This is a genomic window from Pseudomonas sp. PA-1-6B (genome assembly GCF_021609545.1).
In the GTDB taxonomy this organism is placed as follows: Bacteria; Pseudomonadota; Gammaproteobacteria; order Pseudomonadales; family Pseudomonadaceae; genus Aquipseudomonas; species Aquipseudomonas fluorescens_BV.
Genome location: NZ_WJZM01000022.1, coordinates 71,197 through 86,315 on the forward strand (window position 1 = coordinate 71,197; position 15,119 = coordinate 86,315).

Consider the following 15,119-nt stretch of genomic DNA (forward strand, 5'->3'; position numbering starts at 1 on the left):
CCGGATCATTTGATCCGGGGCTTTTTAATTGCAGCGTATAAGTCAGAGGTTTTAAGCGATCGCTTCGCTGCGCTTGCCCAGCATACGGTCAATCACCACGGCCACGACCAGCGTCATCACCGACGGCACCAGCCACGCCAAGCCTTGTTCGCTCAACGGCAGGTTTACCAGTTGCGTAGGCATCCAACCCGCCAGGCCCGCACCCTTGAGTGCGTCGATGCAGCCAAAGATGAACGACACCAGCATCACCGGGCCGACAATACGGCCCTGTTCCTGCCAGAACCCTTTGCAGAAGCTCAAGGCCACCAACACGATGCACGGCGGGTAGATCGCGGTCAGCACCGGGATCGAGAAGGCAATGAGTTTGGTCAAGCCCAGGTTGGACACAAACAGCGAGAACAGTGCCAGGATCACCACCAGGGTCTTGTAGGACAGCGGCAGGATCTTACTGAAGTACTCGGCGCAGGCACAGGTCAGGCCCACGGCGGTCACCAGGCATGCCAGGGAAATCAGCACGGCGAGGAAACCACTACCCAGGGAGCCGAACGTGTATTGCACATAGGCGTGCAGTACCGCCGCGCCATTGCTGGCACCTGCAGCCACGGCATGGCTGCCCGAACCCAGACGGAACAGGCTGACGTACACCAGTGCCAGGCCCACGCCGGCAATCAGCCCGGCAATGATCGCGTAACGGGTGATCAGCTTGGGTGACTCTACGCCACGGGAGCGAATAGCGTTGACGATCACAATGCCGAACACCAGGGCGCCCAGGGTATCCATGGTCAGGTAACCATTGATAAAGCCTTGGGAGAACGGCGCGGCAACGTATTCCGGCGTGGCAACCCCCACCTCACCGGCGGGCAAGGCAAACGCAGCGATGCCGAGAATAGCCAGGGCGATGATCTTCAGCGGCGCCAGGAAACGGCCCACGGTGTCCAGCAGTCGCCCTGGATACAGGGAGACAAAGAACACCACCAGGAAATACACCGAGCTGTAGAGGAACAGCGCCAACGGGCTTTCACCGGTCAAGGGCGCCAGGCCCACTTCAAACGATACTGTTGCGGTGCGTGGGGTCGCAAACAGCGGGCCCACTGCCAGGTAGGCCGCTGCCGCCAGCAGGCCACCGGCAATCTTGCCAATCGGGCTGCTCAGCGCGTCCATGCCACCACCGACCTTGGCCAGGGCGATCACGGTGACCACCGGCAAACCGACCGCGGTGATCAGAAAGCCCAGCGCCGCCATCCACACATGCGGCCCGGACTGCAAACCCACGATAGGCGGGAAGATGATGTTGCCGGCGCCCACGAACAGGGCAAAGGTCATAAAGCCCAGCGCCAGGATATCCTGGCTTTTCAACACTTTCATTTGAGGAAATACCACACTACTGAATCGGAATTTAGAGAGGGCTTCCCTATGGATGAGGGAAATGCTGCCGGCCCTTGTGGGGACCGACCGGTCTAGCGCGCAGCTTCCTTTTGGGACGCGGACGCATAAAGAGGCGGCTAGAGTACAGAATCAGGCTGACAAACGCACTGTTGCGGGGCGAACTGTCCGATAAGCGACATTTCAATGTCGCGTTTTCATACTTAATTGGGCAACACAGAACCCTGTGGGAGCTGGCTTGCCTGCGATGGCATCGACTCGGTTTGGCTGATGCACCCAGTTGTCTGTATCGCAGGCAAGCCAGCTCCCACATTGAACCGAGCACATTCGTCAATCTGGCTATATCCAGAATGCACAAAGGCCACCCGAAGGTGGCCTTTGTGTGGTGAAGCGTCAGCTAAGCGCGAGGCTTACTTGACAGCCCAACCGGTCAGCTCGGCCAGGGCCTTGCCGATGTCTGCCAGCGAACGCACGGTTTTAACGCCTGCGTCTTGCAGTGCAGCGAATTTCTCGTCTGCAGTGCCTTTGCCGCCAGAGATGATTGCGCCAGCATGGCCCATGCGCTTGCCCGCAGGGGCAGTCACACCAGCGATGTAGGAAACAACCGGCTTGGTCACGTGTGCCTTGATGTAGGCAGCCGCTTCTTCTTCAGCCGAACCGCCGATCTCACCGATCATCACGATCGCTTCGGTCTTCGGGTCTTCCTGGAACAGCTTCAGGATGTCGATGAAGTTGGAGCCTGGGATCGGGTCACCGCCGATGCCGACGCAAGTCGACTGACCGAAACCGGCGTCAGTGGTCTGCTTCACAGCTTCGTAGGTCAGGGTGCCGGAACGGGAAACGATACCGACTTTACCTGGCAAGTGAATGTGACCTGGCATGATGCCGATCTTGCATTCGCCTGGGGTGATCACGCCTGGGCAGTTAGGGCCGATCAGGACTACGCCCAGCTCGTCGCACTTAACTTTAGCGTCCAGCATGTCCAGGGTAGGAATGCCTTCGGTGATGCAGACGATCAGCTTGATGCCGCCGAACGCCGCTTCCAGGATCGAGTCCTTGCAGAAAGGAGCTGGAACGTAGATCACGCTGGCAGTGGCGCCAGTGGCTTCTACTGCTTCTTTTACAGTGTTGAACACGGGCAGGCCCAGGTGCTCGGTGCCGCCTTTGCCTGGAGTTACGCCGCCAACCATCTGGGTGCCGTATTCGATGGCTTGCTGGGTGTGGAAACTACCTTGCGAACCGGTAATACCCTGGCAGATAACTTTGGTGTCTTTATTGATCAGGACGCTCATTACTTGCCCTCCGCAGCTTTGACAACTTGTTGAGCAGCGTCGGTCAGGCTGGTAGCCGCGATGATGTTCAAACCGCTTTCTGCCAGTACTTTAGCGCCCAGTTCAGCGTTGTTACCTTCAAGGCGAACAACAACCGGGATTTTAACGCCGACTTCTTTCACTGCACCGATGATGCCTTCGGCAATCATGTCGCAACGAACGATGCCGCCGAAGATGTTGACCAGTACTGCGGCGACATTGGAGTCGGACAGGATGATCTTGAACGCTTCGGTAACGCGTTCCTTGGTAGCGCCACCACCTACGTCGAGGAAGTTGGCTGGCTTGCCGCCATGCAGGTTGACGATGTCCATGGTACCCATGGCCAGGCCGGCACCGTTGACCATGCAGCCGATGTTACCTTCCAGGGCTACGTAGTTCAGTTCGAACTTGGCAGCGTGCGCTTCGCGCGGATCGTCTTGCGACGGATCGTGGAAAGTCTTCAGCTTAGGCTGACGGTACATGGCATTGGCGTCGATGTTGATCTTGGCATCGAGGCAGTGCAGATCGCCGTCAGCCTTGATCACCAGCGGGTTCACTTCCAGCAGGGCCAGATCGTGATCCTGAAACAGTTTGGCCAGACCTACGAAGATCTTGGCGAACTGGGCAACTTGCTTGCCTTCCAGGCCCAGCTGGAAAGCCAGCTCGCGACCCTGGAATGGCTGAGCGCCAACCAGTGGATCGATAGTGGCCTTCAGAATTTTTTCTGGGGTTTCGTGAGCGATTTTCTCGATGTCCACGCCACCTTCGGTGGAAGCCATGAACACGATGCGACGGCTCGAACGGTCAACGACAGCGCCCAGGTACAGCTCTTTAGCGATATCAGTGCACGATTCAACCAGGATCTTGGTGACTGGTTGGCCATTGGCATCAGTCTGGTAAGTCACCAGACGCTTGCCCAGCCACTGCTGTGCGAAGGCCTTGGCGTCTTCTTTGCTGCGAACCAGCTTGACGCCGCCCGCTTTACCGCGACCACCGGCGTGGACCTGGGCTTTGACAACCCACTCGCTGCCGCCGATTTTGTCGCAAGCTTCTGCTGCTGCTTCCGGGGTGTCTACTGCGTAGCCCTTGGAAACTGGCAGGCCGTATTCAGCGAACAGCTGCTTACCCTGATACTCGTGAAGATTCATGCTTTTTACCGTCTTCGTTAGGTACTGCGCATTCGGCGCTGCGCTCATTATGAGTGCCGCGCCACCTGTGACTGCTGCTTGCGCAACTTGCGGGGCTTATGGCCCGTAAAGCTGCGCAAGGCTGCGTCCAGCGGATATTCCGCGGTGAGTCTTGCGCGCAAGGCTCACGACGGGCAACTCCGCCGTGGTTTCTTATTATCTCGCTTAGCGCTTCTTGCGGTTGGCGATGTGGATGGCGCCGCCATTCACTGCCAACGCTGCTTCGTGCAACGCTTCGGACAGGGTCGGATGGGAGAAGACCATCATGCCCAAGTCCTCGGCACTGGTGCCGAATTCCATGCCGATCGCGCCTTGCTGAACCAATTCTGCAGCGCTTGGGCCAATCACGTGGACGCCCAAAACGCGGTCAGTCTTGGCATCAGCGATGACTTTGACAAAACCACCGGTGTCGTTGGCTGCCATGGCACGGCCAGAAGCGGCAAACGGGAAGGTGCCGACGTTAACTTCAACGCCTTCAGCTTTCAACTGCTGTTCGTTCTTGCCGACCCATGCAATTTCCGGGTGGGTGTAGATAACCGATGGGATCAGGTCGTAGTTCATCTGGGTCTTGTGACCCTTGATGCGCTCGACAACCATGATGCCTTCTTCGGAAGCCTTGTGGGCCAGCATCATGCCACGAACCACGTCGCCAATGGCATAGACGCCAGGCACGGTGGTAGCGCAATGATCGTCAACGTGGATGAAGCCACGCTCGTCGATGTTCACGCCGCTGTCGGAAGCCAACAGGTCATTGGTCACTGGGCGGCGACCAACGGCAACGATCAGCTTGTCGAAGGTGATGGTCTGCTCGCCGTCTTTATCGGTGTAGGTCACCACGACTTCTTCGCCGTTGACCTTGGAACCGGTAACACGGGCGCCAAGCTTGATGTCCAGACCTTGTTTGGTCAGGGTTTTCAGCGCTTCCTTGGAGACTGCAGTGTCAGCCGCCAGCAGGAACGTGTCCAGGGCTTCCAGCACGGTGACTTCAGCGCCCAGACGGGACCATACCGAGCCCAGCTCCAGACCGATGACGCCAGCGCCGATCACGCCCAGGCGCTTAGGTACAGCCTGGAATTCCAGGGCGCCGGTCGAATCAACGATCACGTTGTTATCAACAGGTGCAGGTGGAATGTCGATTGGACGCGAACCTGGCGCCAGGATCACGTTTTCGGCTTCGATGACTTCAACCGAACCGTCTGGCTTGGTGACTTCAACTTTCTTGCCGGCCAGCAGCTTGCCGTGGCCTTGAATGGAAGTCACGCCGTTGGCCTTGAACAAGGTGGCAACGCCGGAAGTCAGGCCTTTGACGATGTTGGCTTTACGGCCGACCATTGCTGGTACGTCCATGGTCACGCCAGCATGGTTGATGCCGTGGATCGCGAAGCCGTCTTGGGCTTCATGGAATTTCCAGGAGCTGTCCAGCAGCGCCTTGGACGGAATGCAACCCACGTTCAGGCAAGTACCGCCCAACGCCAGTTTGCCTTCCTTGTCGGTGTACTTTTCGATGCAAGCAGTGGAGAGGCCCAGTTGCGCAGCCTTGATGGCGGCAACATAGCCGCCAGGGCCTGCACCAATCACTACAACGTCAAATTTCTGTGTCATGAAAATAGATCCTCTATTTGCGACAAGCTTCTAGCCACACGTTGCAAGCCAAGCTGCTTTTTCCTACAGCTTGTAGCTCGCAACGTGCGACTGCTTCTATCAGATGTCCAGGAGCAGGCGAGCCGGGTCTTCCAGCAGGTTCTTGATGGTCACCAGGAACGTCACGGCTTCTTTACCGTCGATCAGGCGGTGATCGTAAGACAGTGCCAGGTACATCATTGGGCGGATCACGACTTGGCCGTTGATGGCCATCGGACGCTGGATGATGTTGTGCATGCCCAGGATCGCGGCTTGCGGTGGGTTGACGATCGGCGTCGACATCATCGAACCGAAGGTACCACCGTTGGTGATGGTGAAGGTACCGCCGGTCATCTCGTCGATGGTCAGCTTGCCGTCACGGGCTTTCTTGCCGAAGCCAGCGATGCCGCCTTCGATTTCGGCCAGGCTCATCAGCTCGGCGTTACGCAGGACTGGAACCACCAGGCCACGGTCGCTGGAGACGGCAACGCCGATATCTGCGTAGCCGTGGTAAACGATGTCGCCGCCGTCGATGGAAGCGTTGACTGCCGGGAAGCGCTTCAGCGCTTCGGTGGCCGCTTTCACGAAGAACGACATGAAGCCCAGGCGCACGCCGTTGTGGGACTTCTCGAACAGGTCCTTGTACTTAGAACGCAGGGCCATGACTTCGGTCATGTCGACTTCGTTGAAGGTGGTCAGCATCGCCATGTTCGACTGAGCTTCAACCAGGCGCTTGGCCACGGTGGCACGTACGCGAGTCATCGGTACGCGCTTCTCGGTGCGGTCGCCAGCGGCAAACACAGGCGCAGCGGCAGCAGGAGTTGCAGCCTTGGCAGGTGCGGCAGCCGGAGCGTTCTTCTTGGCTTCAACTGCGGCAACCACGTCTTCCTTGGTCACACGGCCATCTTTGCCGGTGCCCTTGATGGAAGCCAGGTTGATGCCGTTTTCTTCAGCCAGTTGACGCGCAGCCGGGGCAGCGATTGGATCTTCGCCACCGGCTGCCGGTGCAGCGGCAGGCGCCGAAGCAGCCGTTGCAGCAGCGGCAGGAGCAGGCGCTGCAGCAGCGCTGCCCTCTTCGATCGAGCCCAACACCTGGTTCGACAGAACGGTAGCGCCCTCTTCCGCAACGATCGCGCCCAGCACGCCGTCAGCTTCGGCCAATACTTCCAGAACGACTTTGTCGGTCTCGATGTCGACGATCAGGTCGTCACGCTTGACGGCCTCGCCTGGTTTCTTGTGCCAGGTGGCAACGGTGCCATCGGCAACCGATTCCGGGAATGACGGGGCTTTGATTTCGATAGCCATTATCTGTAGGTCCTTAAAATTCGGTTTCAGTCAGCGCGAAGGCGTTAAACAGTGAAAGCATCTTGCAGCAGTTTTTCCTGCTGCTCGGCGTGCATCGACGCATAACCACAGGCAGGTGCAGCAGAAGCATCACGACCGGCGTACTCAAGGACCAAGGCCTTGTTGTGGTTGCCGATGCTGCGACGCAGATGATGCTGGCTGCTGTACCAGGCGCCCTGGTTCATCGGTTCTTCCTGACACCACACTACGTTCGTGAGGTTGGTGTAAGGCGCGATGATCTCCATGAGGTCATCTTCCGGGAACGGATAAAGCTGCTCGATACGCACGATGGCGATGTCTTCGCGGCCTTCGGCACGGCGTTTTTCCAACAGATCGTAGTAGACCTTGCCGCTGCACAGGATCAGGCGAGTGACCTTGGCGGCGTCCAGCGTATCGATCTCTGGAATCACGGTCTGGAAGGAACCTTGGGCCAGATCTTCCAGGGTCGAAACGGCCAGTTTGTGACGCAACAGCGACTTCGGCGTCAGCACCACCAGCGGCTTGCGCAGCGGACGGATCACCTGGCGGCGCAGCAAGTGGTAGATCTGGGCCGGGGTCGTCGGCACGCACACCTGAATGTTGTGCTCGGCGCACAGTTGCAGGTAACGCTCCAGACGGGCCGAGGAGTGCTCCGGGCCCTGACCTTCATAACCGTGTGGCAGCAGCATGGTCAGACCGCACAGACGGCCCCACTTGTGCTCGCCGCTGGTGATGAACTGGTCGATAACCACCTGGGCACCGTTGGCGAAGTCGCCGAACTGGGCTTCCCAGATCACCAGCGCGTTCGGCGTGGTGGTCGAGTAACCGTATTCGAACGCCAGTACGGCTTCTTCGGACAGGAACGAATCGTACAGGTCGAAACGTGGCTGGCCTTCGTACAGGTTCTGCAACGGGATGTAGGTGCCCGCGTCTTTCTGGTTGTGCAATACCGCATGACGGTGCGAGAACGTACCGCGGCCGATATCCTGGCCGGTCATGCGGATCGGGTGACCTTCGAACGCCAGGGTCGCGTACGCCATGGTTTCGGCGTAACCCCAGTTGATCGGCAGGCCACCGGCTTGCATCTTCTGACGGTCTTCGTAGATCTTCGCAACCTGGCGCTGTACGACGAAGCCTTCGGGAATTTCCAACAGCTTGGCAGACAGTTCCTGCAACGTCTTCAAATCGAACGAGGTATCGTGACGGGCAGTCCAGGTGTGACCCAGGTATGGGCGCCAGTCAACGAACAGCTCTTTGTTCGGCTCCTTGACCAGGCTTTTCACTACATGCAGGCCGTTGTCCAGCGCGTTGCGGTATTCGTCGACTTTCGCCTGAACACGCGCATCGTCAACCACGCCGGCCTTGGTCAGGCTTTCGGCGTACAGCTCACGGGTGGTGCGCTGCTTGGTGATCTGCTGGTACATCAACGGCTGGGTGCCGCTTGGCTCGTCCGCTTCGTTGTGACCGCGGCGGCGGTAGCAAACCAGGTCGATGACCACGTCACGCTTGAACTGCATGCGGTAGTCGACAGCCAGTTGGGTCACGAACAGCACGGCTTCCGGATCATCGCCATTCACATGGAGGATCGGCGCCTGGATCATCTTGGCAACGTCGGTGGCGTACTCGGTGGAGCGCGCATCCAACGGGTTGCTGATGGTGAAGCCCACTTGGTTGTTGATGACGATGTGAACGGTACCGCCGGTCTTGAAGCCGCGAGTCTGCGACATCTGGAACGTTTCCAGGACCACGCCTTGACCGGCGAATGCCGCGTCACCGTGGATGGAAATCGGCAGAACCTTCTCACCGGTAGAATCGTTACGACGATCCTGGCGTGCACGTACAGAACCCTCGACCACTGGCGAAACGATTTCCAGGTGGGAGGGGTTGAATGCCATGGCCAGGTGAACTTCACCGCCGGTGGTCATCACGTTGGACGAGAAGCCCTGGTGGTATTTAACGTCACCGGAACCCAACTCGACCTTCTTCTTGCCTTCGAACTCGTCGAACAGCTCACGCGGGTTCTTGCCGAAGGTGTTGACCAACACGTTCAGGCGACCACGGTGAGCCATGCCGATCACGATTTCCTTGGTGCCATAGGAACCGGAACGCTGGATCAGCTCGTCGAGCATCGGAATCAGGCTTTCGCCGCCTTCCAGGCCGAAACGCTTGGTGCCTGGGTATTTGGTGCCCAGGTATTTCTCGAGGCCTTCGGCCGCGGTCACACGCTCCAGCAGGTGGCCGCGCACATCGGCGGACAATACCGGACGGCCACGCACGCCTTCCAGGCGGTGCTGGAACCACTGGCGCTGCTCGGAATCGGTGATGTGCGTGAATTCAGCGCCGATGGTGCGGCAATATGTCTGCTGCAACGCTTCGTGAATTTCGCGTAGGCTCGCTTCCTCTTTGCCGATGAACAGGTCGCCGGCACGGAAGGTCGTATCAAGATCGGCATTGGTCAAGCCGTAATGATTGATCGACAGGTCTGCAGGTGCAGGACGCTGCCACAGCCCCAGCGGGTCAAGCTGGGCTGCCTGGTGGCCACGCATACGGTAGGCCTGGATCAGTCGCAGTACTTCAACTTGCTTCTTCTCATGCTCACTGCTCACGCTGCCGGCGGAAACCGGTTGGGCGCGGCGCTGGTTCTTTGCCAGCAGCACGAACTGATCGCGAATTGTTGCGTGCGATACATCGGTGGCAGCGTTGCCGTCTGAAGACAACGTCTGAAATTTGGTGCGCCATTCTTCTGGCACAGCGTTAGGGTCGTGCAGGTAGAGCTCATAAAGCTCTTCCACATAGGCAGCGTTACCACCTGAAAGATAGCCGCTGTTCCACATGCGCTGCATCACGCTTTCTTGCATGCTTGGTCACCCTCGATTTGGGGACACCACCGGCGAAAACACCGAGTTTGCTTGCAAAAGGCCAAGTGCAGCGACCAAAACAAGCCACTTAGGATCACGCTGATAGTTCGGGTACCAACCCGAATGCCCCTGCTTGTCTCATTTCTTCAAAATAAGAGCCGCGGCTTTGTAAGTCGCTGCTCAAGTTAAAACTACGGCGCCGGTTGAAGCCTGCGCCGTAGCATTTACGGGCACAACGGTCCTGCTTTTACTACAACGTCAGTTACACGCCGCTCTGCAGCAGCATGTTACGGATATGACCAATGGCCTTAGTCGGGTTCAGGCCTTTAGGACATACGTTGACGCAGTTCATGATCCCGCGGCAGCGGAATACGCTGAACGGGTCATCCAGCGAAGCCAGACGCTCGGACGTCTTGGTGTCGCGGCTGTCTGCCAGGAAGCGGTAGGCTTGCAGCAGCGCAGCTGGCCCCAGGAACTTGTCCGGGTTCCACCAGAAGGACGGGCAGGATGTCGAGCAGCAAGCGCACAGGATGCACTCGTACAGGCCATCGAGCTTTTCACGCTCTTCCGGGGACTGCAGACGCTCGATGGCCGGAGCCGGCGTGTCGTTCTGCAGGAACGGCTTAACTTTCTCGTATTGCTTGTAGAAGATGCTCATATCGACGACCAGGTCACGGATAACCGGCAAACCTGGCAGCGGACGAACGATCAGCTTGTTGCCTTTGACCACGGCGGACAGCGGCGTGATGCACGCCAGGCCGTTTTTGCCGTTGATGTTCATGCCGTCGGAACCGCACACACCTTCACGGCAAGAGCGACGATAGGAGAAACCCTCGTCCTGCTCTTTGATCAGTGCCAGTACATCCAGCACCATCAGGTCTTTACCACCGGTATCGACCTGGAATTCCTGCATGAACGGCGCAGCGTCCTGATCAGGGTTGTAGCGATAAACACTGACTTTCAACATGGCAGCCACCCTTAGTAAGTCCGAATCTTCGGTTCAAACGTCGGTACCGTCTTCGGCGAGAAGTTCACGGCACGCTTGGTTACGCGCTTGTCACCTGGGAAGTACAGGGTGTGGCACAACCAGTTTTCGTCGTCGCGATCTTCGAAGTCTTCACGAGCGTGAGCACCACGGGATTCTTTACGAACCTCGGCGGCGATCGCCGTCGCTTCAGCCACTTCCAGCAGGTTTTGCAGCTCAAGGGCTTCGATACGAGCGGTGTTGAACGCCTGGCTCTTATCGTTGATCTTGACGTTGGCGATGCGCTTGCGCAGGTCGGCCAGCTGGGCAATACCCTTCTGCATGTATTCGCCGGTACGGAACACACCGAAGTAGTTCTGCATGCAGCTTTGCAGCTCGCGACGCAGGGTTGCTACGTCTTCGCCATCAGTGCGCTCGTTCAGAGCGTTCAGACGCGCCAGGGCAGCTTCGATGTTGGCGTCGGTGGCGTCATCGTATTCGATGCCGTCAGTCAGCGCCTTTTCCAGGTGCAGGCCGGCCGCGCGACCGAATACCACCAGGTCAAGCAGCGAGTTGCCGCCCAGGCGGTTGGCACCGTGAACCGATACGCAAGCCACTTCGCCTACCGCGAACAGACCATGGATGATCTCGTCTTCGCCTTCGGCGTTCTGGGTGATTGCCTGGCCGTGAATGTTGGTCGGCACGCCGCCCATCATATAGTGGCAAGTTGGAACCACCGGAACCGGAGCAACTACCGGGTCAACGTGGGCAAAGGTCTTGGACAGCTCGCAGATACCAGGCAGGCGGCTGTGCAGCACTTCTTCGCCCAGGTGATCGAGCTTGAGCAGTACGTGGTCGCCATTCGGGCCACAGCCGTTACCGGCGATGATTTCTTTAACCATCGAACGGGCCACAACGTCACGACCCGCCAAGTCTTTGGCGTTCGGAGCATAACGCTCCATGAAACGCTCGCCGTGCTTGTTGATCAGGTAACCACCTTCACCACGGCAACCTTCGGTCACTAGTACACCGGCGCCGGCGATGCCGGTCGGGTGGAACTGCCACATTTCGATGTCTTGTACCGGTACGCCAGCACGCAGAGCCATGCCGACGCCGTCACCGGTGTTGATCAGGGCATTGGTGGTCGACGCGTAGATACGACCTGCACCACCGGTCGCCAGCACAGTAGCCTTGGCGCGGATGTAGGTGGTTTCACCGGTTTCGATGCAGATGGCGATCACACCGACGAACTCGCCTTGTGCGTTCTTGACCAGGTCAACCGCGTAGTACTCGTTCAGGAACGTGGTACCGGCTTTCAGGTTGCCTTGGTAAAGGGTATGCAGCAGCGCGTGACCAGTACGGTCGGACGCAGCGCAGGTACGGGCAGCCTGGCCGCCTTTACCGTAATCCTTGGACTGGCCACCGAATGGACGCTGGTAGATACGACCTTGCTCGGTACGGGAGAACGGCAGACCCATGTGGTCCAGCTCGAACACCGCGGCCGGGCCTTCCTGACACATGTATTCGATAGCGTCCTGGTCACCGATGTAGTCGGAACCCTTGACGGTATCGTACATGTGCCAGCGCCAGTCATCGTTCGGGTCGGCAGAGGCGATGGCGCAGGTGATGCCACCCTGGGCCGATACGGTGTGCGAGCGCGTCGGGAACACCTTGGTGATCACGGCAGTCTTGTGACCGCCCTGAGCCAGCTGCAGCGCAGCGCGCATGCCAGCACCGCCGCCACCAATAATGATGGCGTCGAATGAAATAGTTGGAATGTTAGCCATGAATCAGATACCCCAAAGAATCTGCACACCCCAGACGAAGTAAGCGAACATCGCAACGCCGCATACTGCCTGGAAGAGGAAACGTACTGCAGTCGCGGACTTGCCCAGCGCCATCGGCGTCAGGTAGTCAGTCGCGATGGTCCACATGCCAACCCAGGCGTGAGCGCCCAGGGCTACAAGGGCCAGCAGACTGAAGATTCGCATCGCATTGTGGGAAAACAGGCCGTGCCATTGCTCATAGCCGATGCCCGGGTTTGCGACGAGGTATCCGATCAGGAAAATGAAATAAGCCGCGAGAACGACCGCAGACACACGCTGTGCCATCCAGTCATAGAGGCCCGAACGCGACAGATTCGTTACGCTGGTTACCATATCCAAACTCCTGCCAGAACGATCAGCACCACGGAAATGGCGACGATGATTTTCGAGCCCAGGCGGCCGCCTTCCAGCGTCTCACCGATGCCCATGTCCATGATCAAGTGGCGCACACCGGCTACCAGGTGATACAGAAGAGAGGACAGGAGGCCCCATGCTACGAACTTGGCCAGCGGGCTGGTCAAGCATGCCTTCACCTCGGCGTATCCTTCCTCGGAACCCAGGGATTTGCTCAATGCATAAAGCATGATGCCCAAGCCCAGGAACAGGATGATGCCGGAAACACGGTGCAGGAACGACGTAACGCCGGTGATGGGGAGTTTGATGGTCCTTAGGTCTAGGTTTACAGGTCGTTGGCTATTCACGGCTTTTTTTCACACTGAAGAGCCCCTAACAATCAGGGCAAAGTTGTTGGGGAGTGCGACTGGTCAGGTAAGCACCACCCAGGGAGTGCGACCCCCAATGAAAGCAAGCCCAAAAGCCCTTGGCGGTCGGTGGCCGAGTATAGACAGTTAGGTTACTAATGACAACGCGCACACCTCACCCTAATAGCTGATTGCGCTGGCGGGATAAAAGGCGTAAATGGCAGTCAATTTCGACGAAAAAGTACGGTTAAAGCCTTCTGGCGCAAGACTTTAGGCAAATTGACATCTGGATTTATATCAATATAGTGGTGCGGGCCCTGCGTGGGGGGTCTGTCTGATGATTTGAAGCATAAATAGGAGGCCACATGGCTGACAAAAAAGCGCAGTTGATCATCGAGGGCGCAGCCCCCGTCGAGCTGCCCATTTTAACCGGCACCGTTGGTCCCGATGTTATCGACGTACGGGGCCTGACGGCCACGGGCCGTTTTACTTTCGACCCAGGCTTCATGTCGACCGCTTCCTGCGAGTCGAAGATCACCTATATCGATGGTGACAATGGCATTCTGCTTCATCGCGGCTACCCGATCGAGCAACTGGCTGAAAAGTCGGACTACCTGGAAACCTGCTACCTGCTGCTAAATGGCGAATTGCCAACAGCCGAGCAGAAAGCCCAGTTCGTCAGCACCGTGAAGAACCACACCATGGTTCACGAGCAGCTGAAGACCTTCTTCAACGGCTTCCGTCGCGACGCCCACCCGATGGCCGTCATGTGCGGTGTAGTGGGCGCCCTGTCGGCCTTCTATCACGACTCCCTGGACATCAATAACCCGCAGCATCGCGAAATTTCCGCGATCCGCCTGGTTGCCAAGATGCCTACCCTGGCCGCAATGGTTTACAAGTACTCCATGGGCCAACCCATGATGTACCCGCGCAACGACCTGACGTACGCGGAAAACTTCTTGCACATGATGTTCAACACCCCGTGCGAGATCAAACCGATCAGCCCGGTGCTCGCCAAGGCCATGGACCGGATCTTCATCCTCCACGCCGACCACGAGCAGAACGCTTCCACCTCTACCGTGCGCCTGGCGGGCTCTTCGGGTGCCAACCCGTTCGCCTGTATTGCCGCCGGTATCGCCGCACTGTGGGGCCCTGCCCACGGCGGTGCGAACGAAGCCGTATTGACCATGCTCGATGAAATCGGCGATGTGTCCAACATCGACACCTTCATCGCCAAGGCCAAGGACAAGAACGATCCGTTCAAGTTGATGGGCTTCGGTCACCGGGTCTACAAGAACCGCGACCCGCGCGCCACGGTCATGAAGCAGACCTGCGACGAAGTGTTGAAGGAACTGGGCATCAAGAACGATCCGCAACTCGAACTGGCCATGCGCCTGGAAGAGATCGCCCTGACCGACCCGTACTTCATCGAACGCTCGCTGTACCCGAACGTCGACTTCTACTCGGGGATCATCCTCAAGGCGATCGGCATTCCAACCAGCATGTTCACCGTGATCTTCGCCCTGGCGCGGACCGTGGGCTGGATCTCTCACTGGAAGGAAATGCTCTCCAGCCCGTACAAGATTGGCCGCCCGCGCCAGCTGTACACCGGCTACGAGTCGCGTGACATCACCAAGCTGGAAGATCGCAAGTAAGCACTTAACGGCTTGTTTGTCATGAGAACGGCCTCCCTTAGTGGAGGCCGTTTTTGTTGGTGTGGCCTGATCTACCGCCATCGCAGGCAAGCCAGCTCCCACATTGGACCGCATTCCAACAAAAGGACACGGCCCAGTGTGGGAGCCGGGTTCGCCCGCGATGAGCATAGGTATCTACACAACTTCGGTACGACGCTAAACCTGTGGCGAGGGAGCTTGCTCCCGCGACGGCCTGGCAGCCGACGCTGATCTAACTGACGCACCGCGATCCAACTGTGGGAGCTGGCTTGCC

At 58.3% G+C, this 15,119-nt stretch carries 11 protein-coding genes; 1 reads left to right on the forward strand and 10 read right to left on the reverse strand.

What is annotated here, in order from left to right; translation table 11 throughout:
- Positions 1 to 51: 51 nt before the first annotated feature.
- The 10 genes from brnQ to sdhC all read right to left on the reverse strand — a co-directional run bounded on the left by brnQ (position 52) and on the right by sdhC (position 13,172).
- Positions 52 to 1,365, reverse strand: coding sequence for a branched-chain amino acid transport system II carrier protein (gene brnQ / locus GIV35_RS12990; protein ID WP_003190014.1), 1,314 nt, complete (start codon positions 1,363 to 1,365; stop codon positions 52 to 54).
- A 428-nt stretch (positions 1,366 to 1,793) separates the two neighbouring features.
- Positions 1,794 to 2,675 (reverse strand): succinate--CoA ligase subunit alpha, encoded by an 882-nt coding sequence (sucD, locus tag GIV35_RS12995; protein ID WP_003190013.1) that lies wholly within the window; start codon positions 2,673 to 2,675, stop codon positions 1,794 to 1,796.
- Positions 2,675 to 3,841, reverse strand: coding sequence for an ADP-forming succinate--CoA ligase subunit beta (gene sucC / locus GIV35_RS13000; RefSeq protein WP_003190011.1), 1,167 nt, complete (start codon positions 3,839 to 3,841; stop codon positions 2,675 to 2,677). The genes sucD and sucC overlap by 1 nt, the downstream gene beginning before the upstream one ends.
- Positions 3,842 to 4,045: 204 nt before the next feature.
- Positions 4,046 to 5,482: a dihydrolipoyl dehydrogenase gene (lpdA, locus tag GIV35_RS13005; protein WP_003190010.1), complete on the reverse strand. Its 1,437-nt coding sequence runs from the start codon at positions 5,480 to 5,482 to the stop codon at positions 4,046 to 4,048.
- A gap of 99 nt (positions 5,483 to 5,581) precedes the next feature.
- Positions 5,582 to 6,805, reverse strand: coding sequence for a 2-oxoglutarate dehydrogenase complex dihydrolipoyllysine-residue succinyltransferase (gene odhB, locus GIV35_RS13010; RefSeq protein WP_105226289.1), 1,224 nt, complete (start codon positions 6,803 to 6,805; stop codon positions 5,582 to 5,584).
- A 44-nt stretch (positions 6,806 to 6,849) separates the two neighbouring features.
- A complete protein-coding gene (locus tag GIV35_RS13015; RefSeq protein WP_014717731.1) occupies positions 6,850 to 9,681 on the reverse strand; it encodes a 2-oxoglutarate dehydrogenase E1 component in 2,832 nt (943 codons plus the stop codon).
- 262 nt (positions 9,682 to 9,943) lie between these two features.
- Positions 9,944 to 10,648 (reverse strand): succinate dehydrogenase iron-sulfur subunit, encoded by a 705-nt coding sequence (locus GIV35_RS13020; RefSeq protein WP_003172807.1) that lies wholly within the window; start codon positions 10,646 to 10,648, stop codon positions 9,944 to 9,946.
- 11 nt (positions 10,649 to 10,659) lie between these two features.
- A complete protein-coding gene (gene sdhA / locus GIV35_RS13025) occupies positions 10,660 to 12,432 on the reverse strand; it encodes a succinate dehydrogenase flavoprotein subunit (RefSeq protein WP_010211741.1) in 1,773 nt (590 codons plus the stop codon).
- A 3-nt stretch (positions 12,433 to 12,435) separates the two neighbouring features.
- Positions 12,436 to 12,804: a succinate dehydrogenase, hydrophobic membrane anchor protein gene (sdhD, locus tag GIV35_RS13030; RefSeq protein WP_003172805.1), complete on the reverse strand. Its 369-nt coding sequence runs from the start codon at positions 12,802 to 12,804 to the stop codon at positions 12,436 to 12,438.
- Positions 12,798 to 13,172, reverse strand: coding sequence for a succinate dehydrogenase, cytochrome b556 subunit (gene sdhC, locus GIV35_RS13035; protein WP_014717729.1), 375 nt, complete (start codon positions 13,170 to 13,172; stop codon positions 12,798 to 12,800). The genes sdhD and sdhC overlap by 7 nt, the downstream gene beginning before the upstream one ends.
- 365 nt (positions 13,173 to 13,537) lie before the next feature.
- Here sdhC and gltA point away from each other — a divergent pair, with 365 nt between their 5' ends.
- Entirely contained in the window at positions 13,538 to 14,827 is a 1,290-nt protein-coding gene (gene gltA, locus GIV35_RS13040; protein ID WP_014717728.1) for a citrate synthase, read from the forward strand.
- Positions 14,828 to 15,119 lie beyond the last annotated feature (292 nt).

Bases quoted from the DNA above. Each gene is read 5' to 3' on its own strand.
- GIV35_RS13015 (WP_014717731.1), bottom strand. From the start codon at position 9,681: ATGCAAGAAAGCGTGATGCAGCGCATGTGGAACAGCGGCTATCTTTCA.
- sucD (WP_003190013.1), bottom strand. From the start codon at position 2,675: ATGAGCGTCCTGATCAATAAAGACACCAAAGTTATCTGCCAGGGTATT.
- lpdA (WP_003190010.1), bottom strand. From the start codon at position 5,482: ATGACACAGAAATTTGACGTTGTAGTGATTGGTGCAGGCCCTGGCGGC.
- sdhD (WP_003172805.1), bottom strand. From the start codon at position 12,804: ATGGTAACCAGCGTAACGAATCTGTCGCGTTCGGGCCTCTATGACTGG.
- sucC (WP_003190011.1), bottom strand. From the start codon at position 3,841: ATGAATCTTCACGAGTATCAGGGTAAGCAGCTGTTCGCTGAATACGGC.
- gltA (WP_014717728.1), top strand. From the start codon at position 13,538: ATGGCTGACAAAAAAGCGCAGTTGATCATCGAGGGCGCAGCCCCCGTC.
- GIV35_RS13020 (WP_003172807.1), bottom strand. From the start codon at position 10,648: ATGTTGAAAGTCAGTGTTTATCGCTACAACCCTGATCAGGACGCTGCG.
- sdhA (WP_010211741.1), bottom strand. From the start codon at position 12,432: ATGGCTAACATTCCAACTATTTCATTCGACGCCATCATTATTGGTGGC.
- brnQ (WP_003190014.1), bottom strand. From the start codon at position 1,365: ATGAAAGTGTTGAAAAGCCAGGATATCCTGGCGCTGGGCTTTATGACC.
- odhB (WP_105226289.1), bottom strand. From the start codon at position 6,805: ATGGCTATCGAAATCAAAGCCCCGTCATTCCCGGAATCGGTTGCCGAT.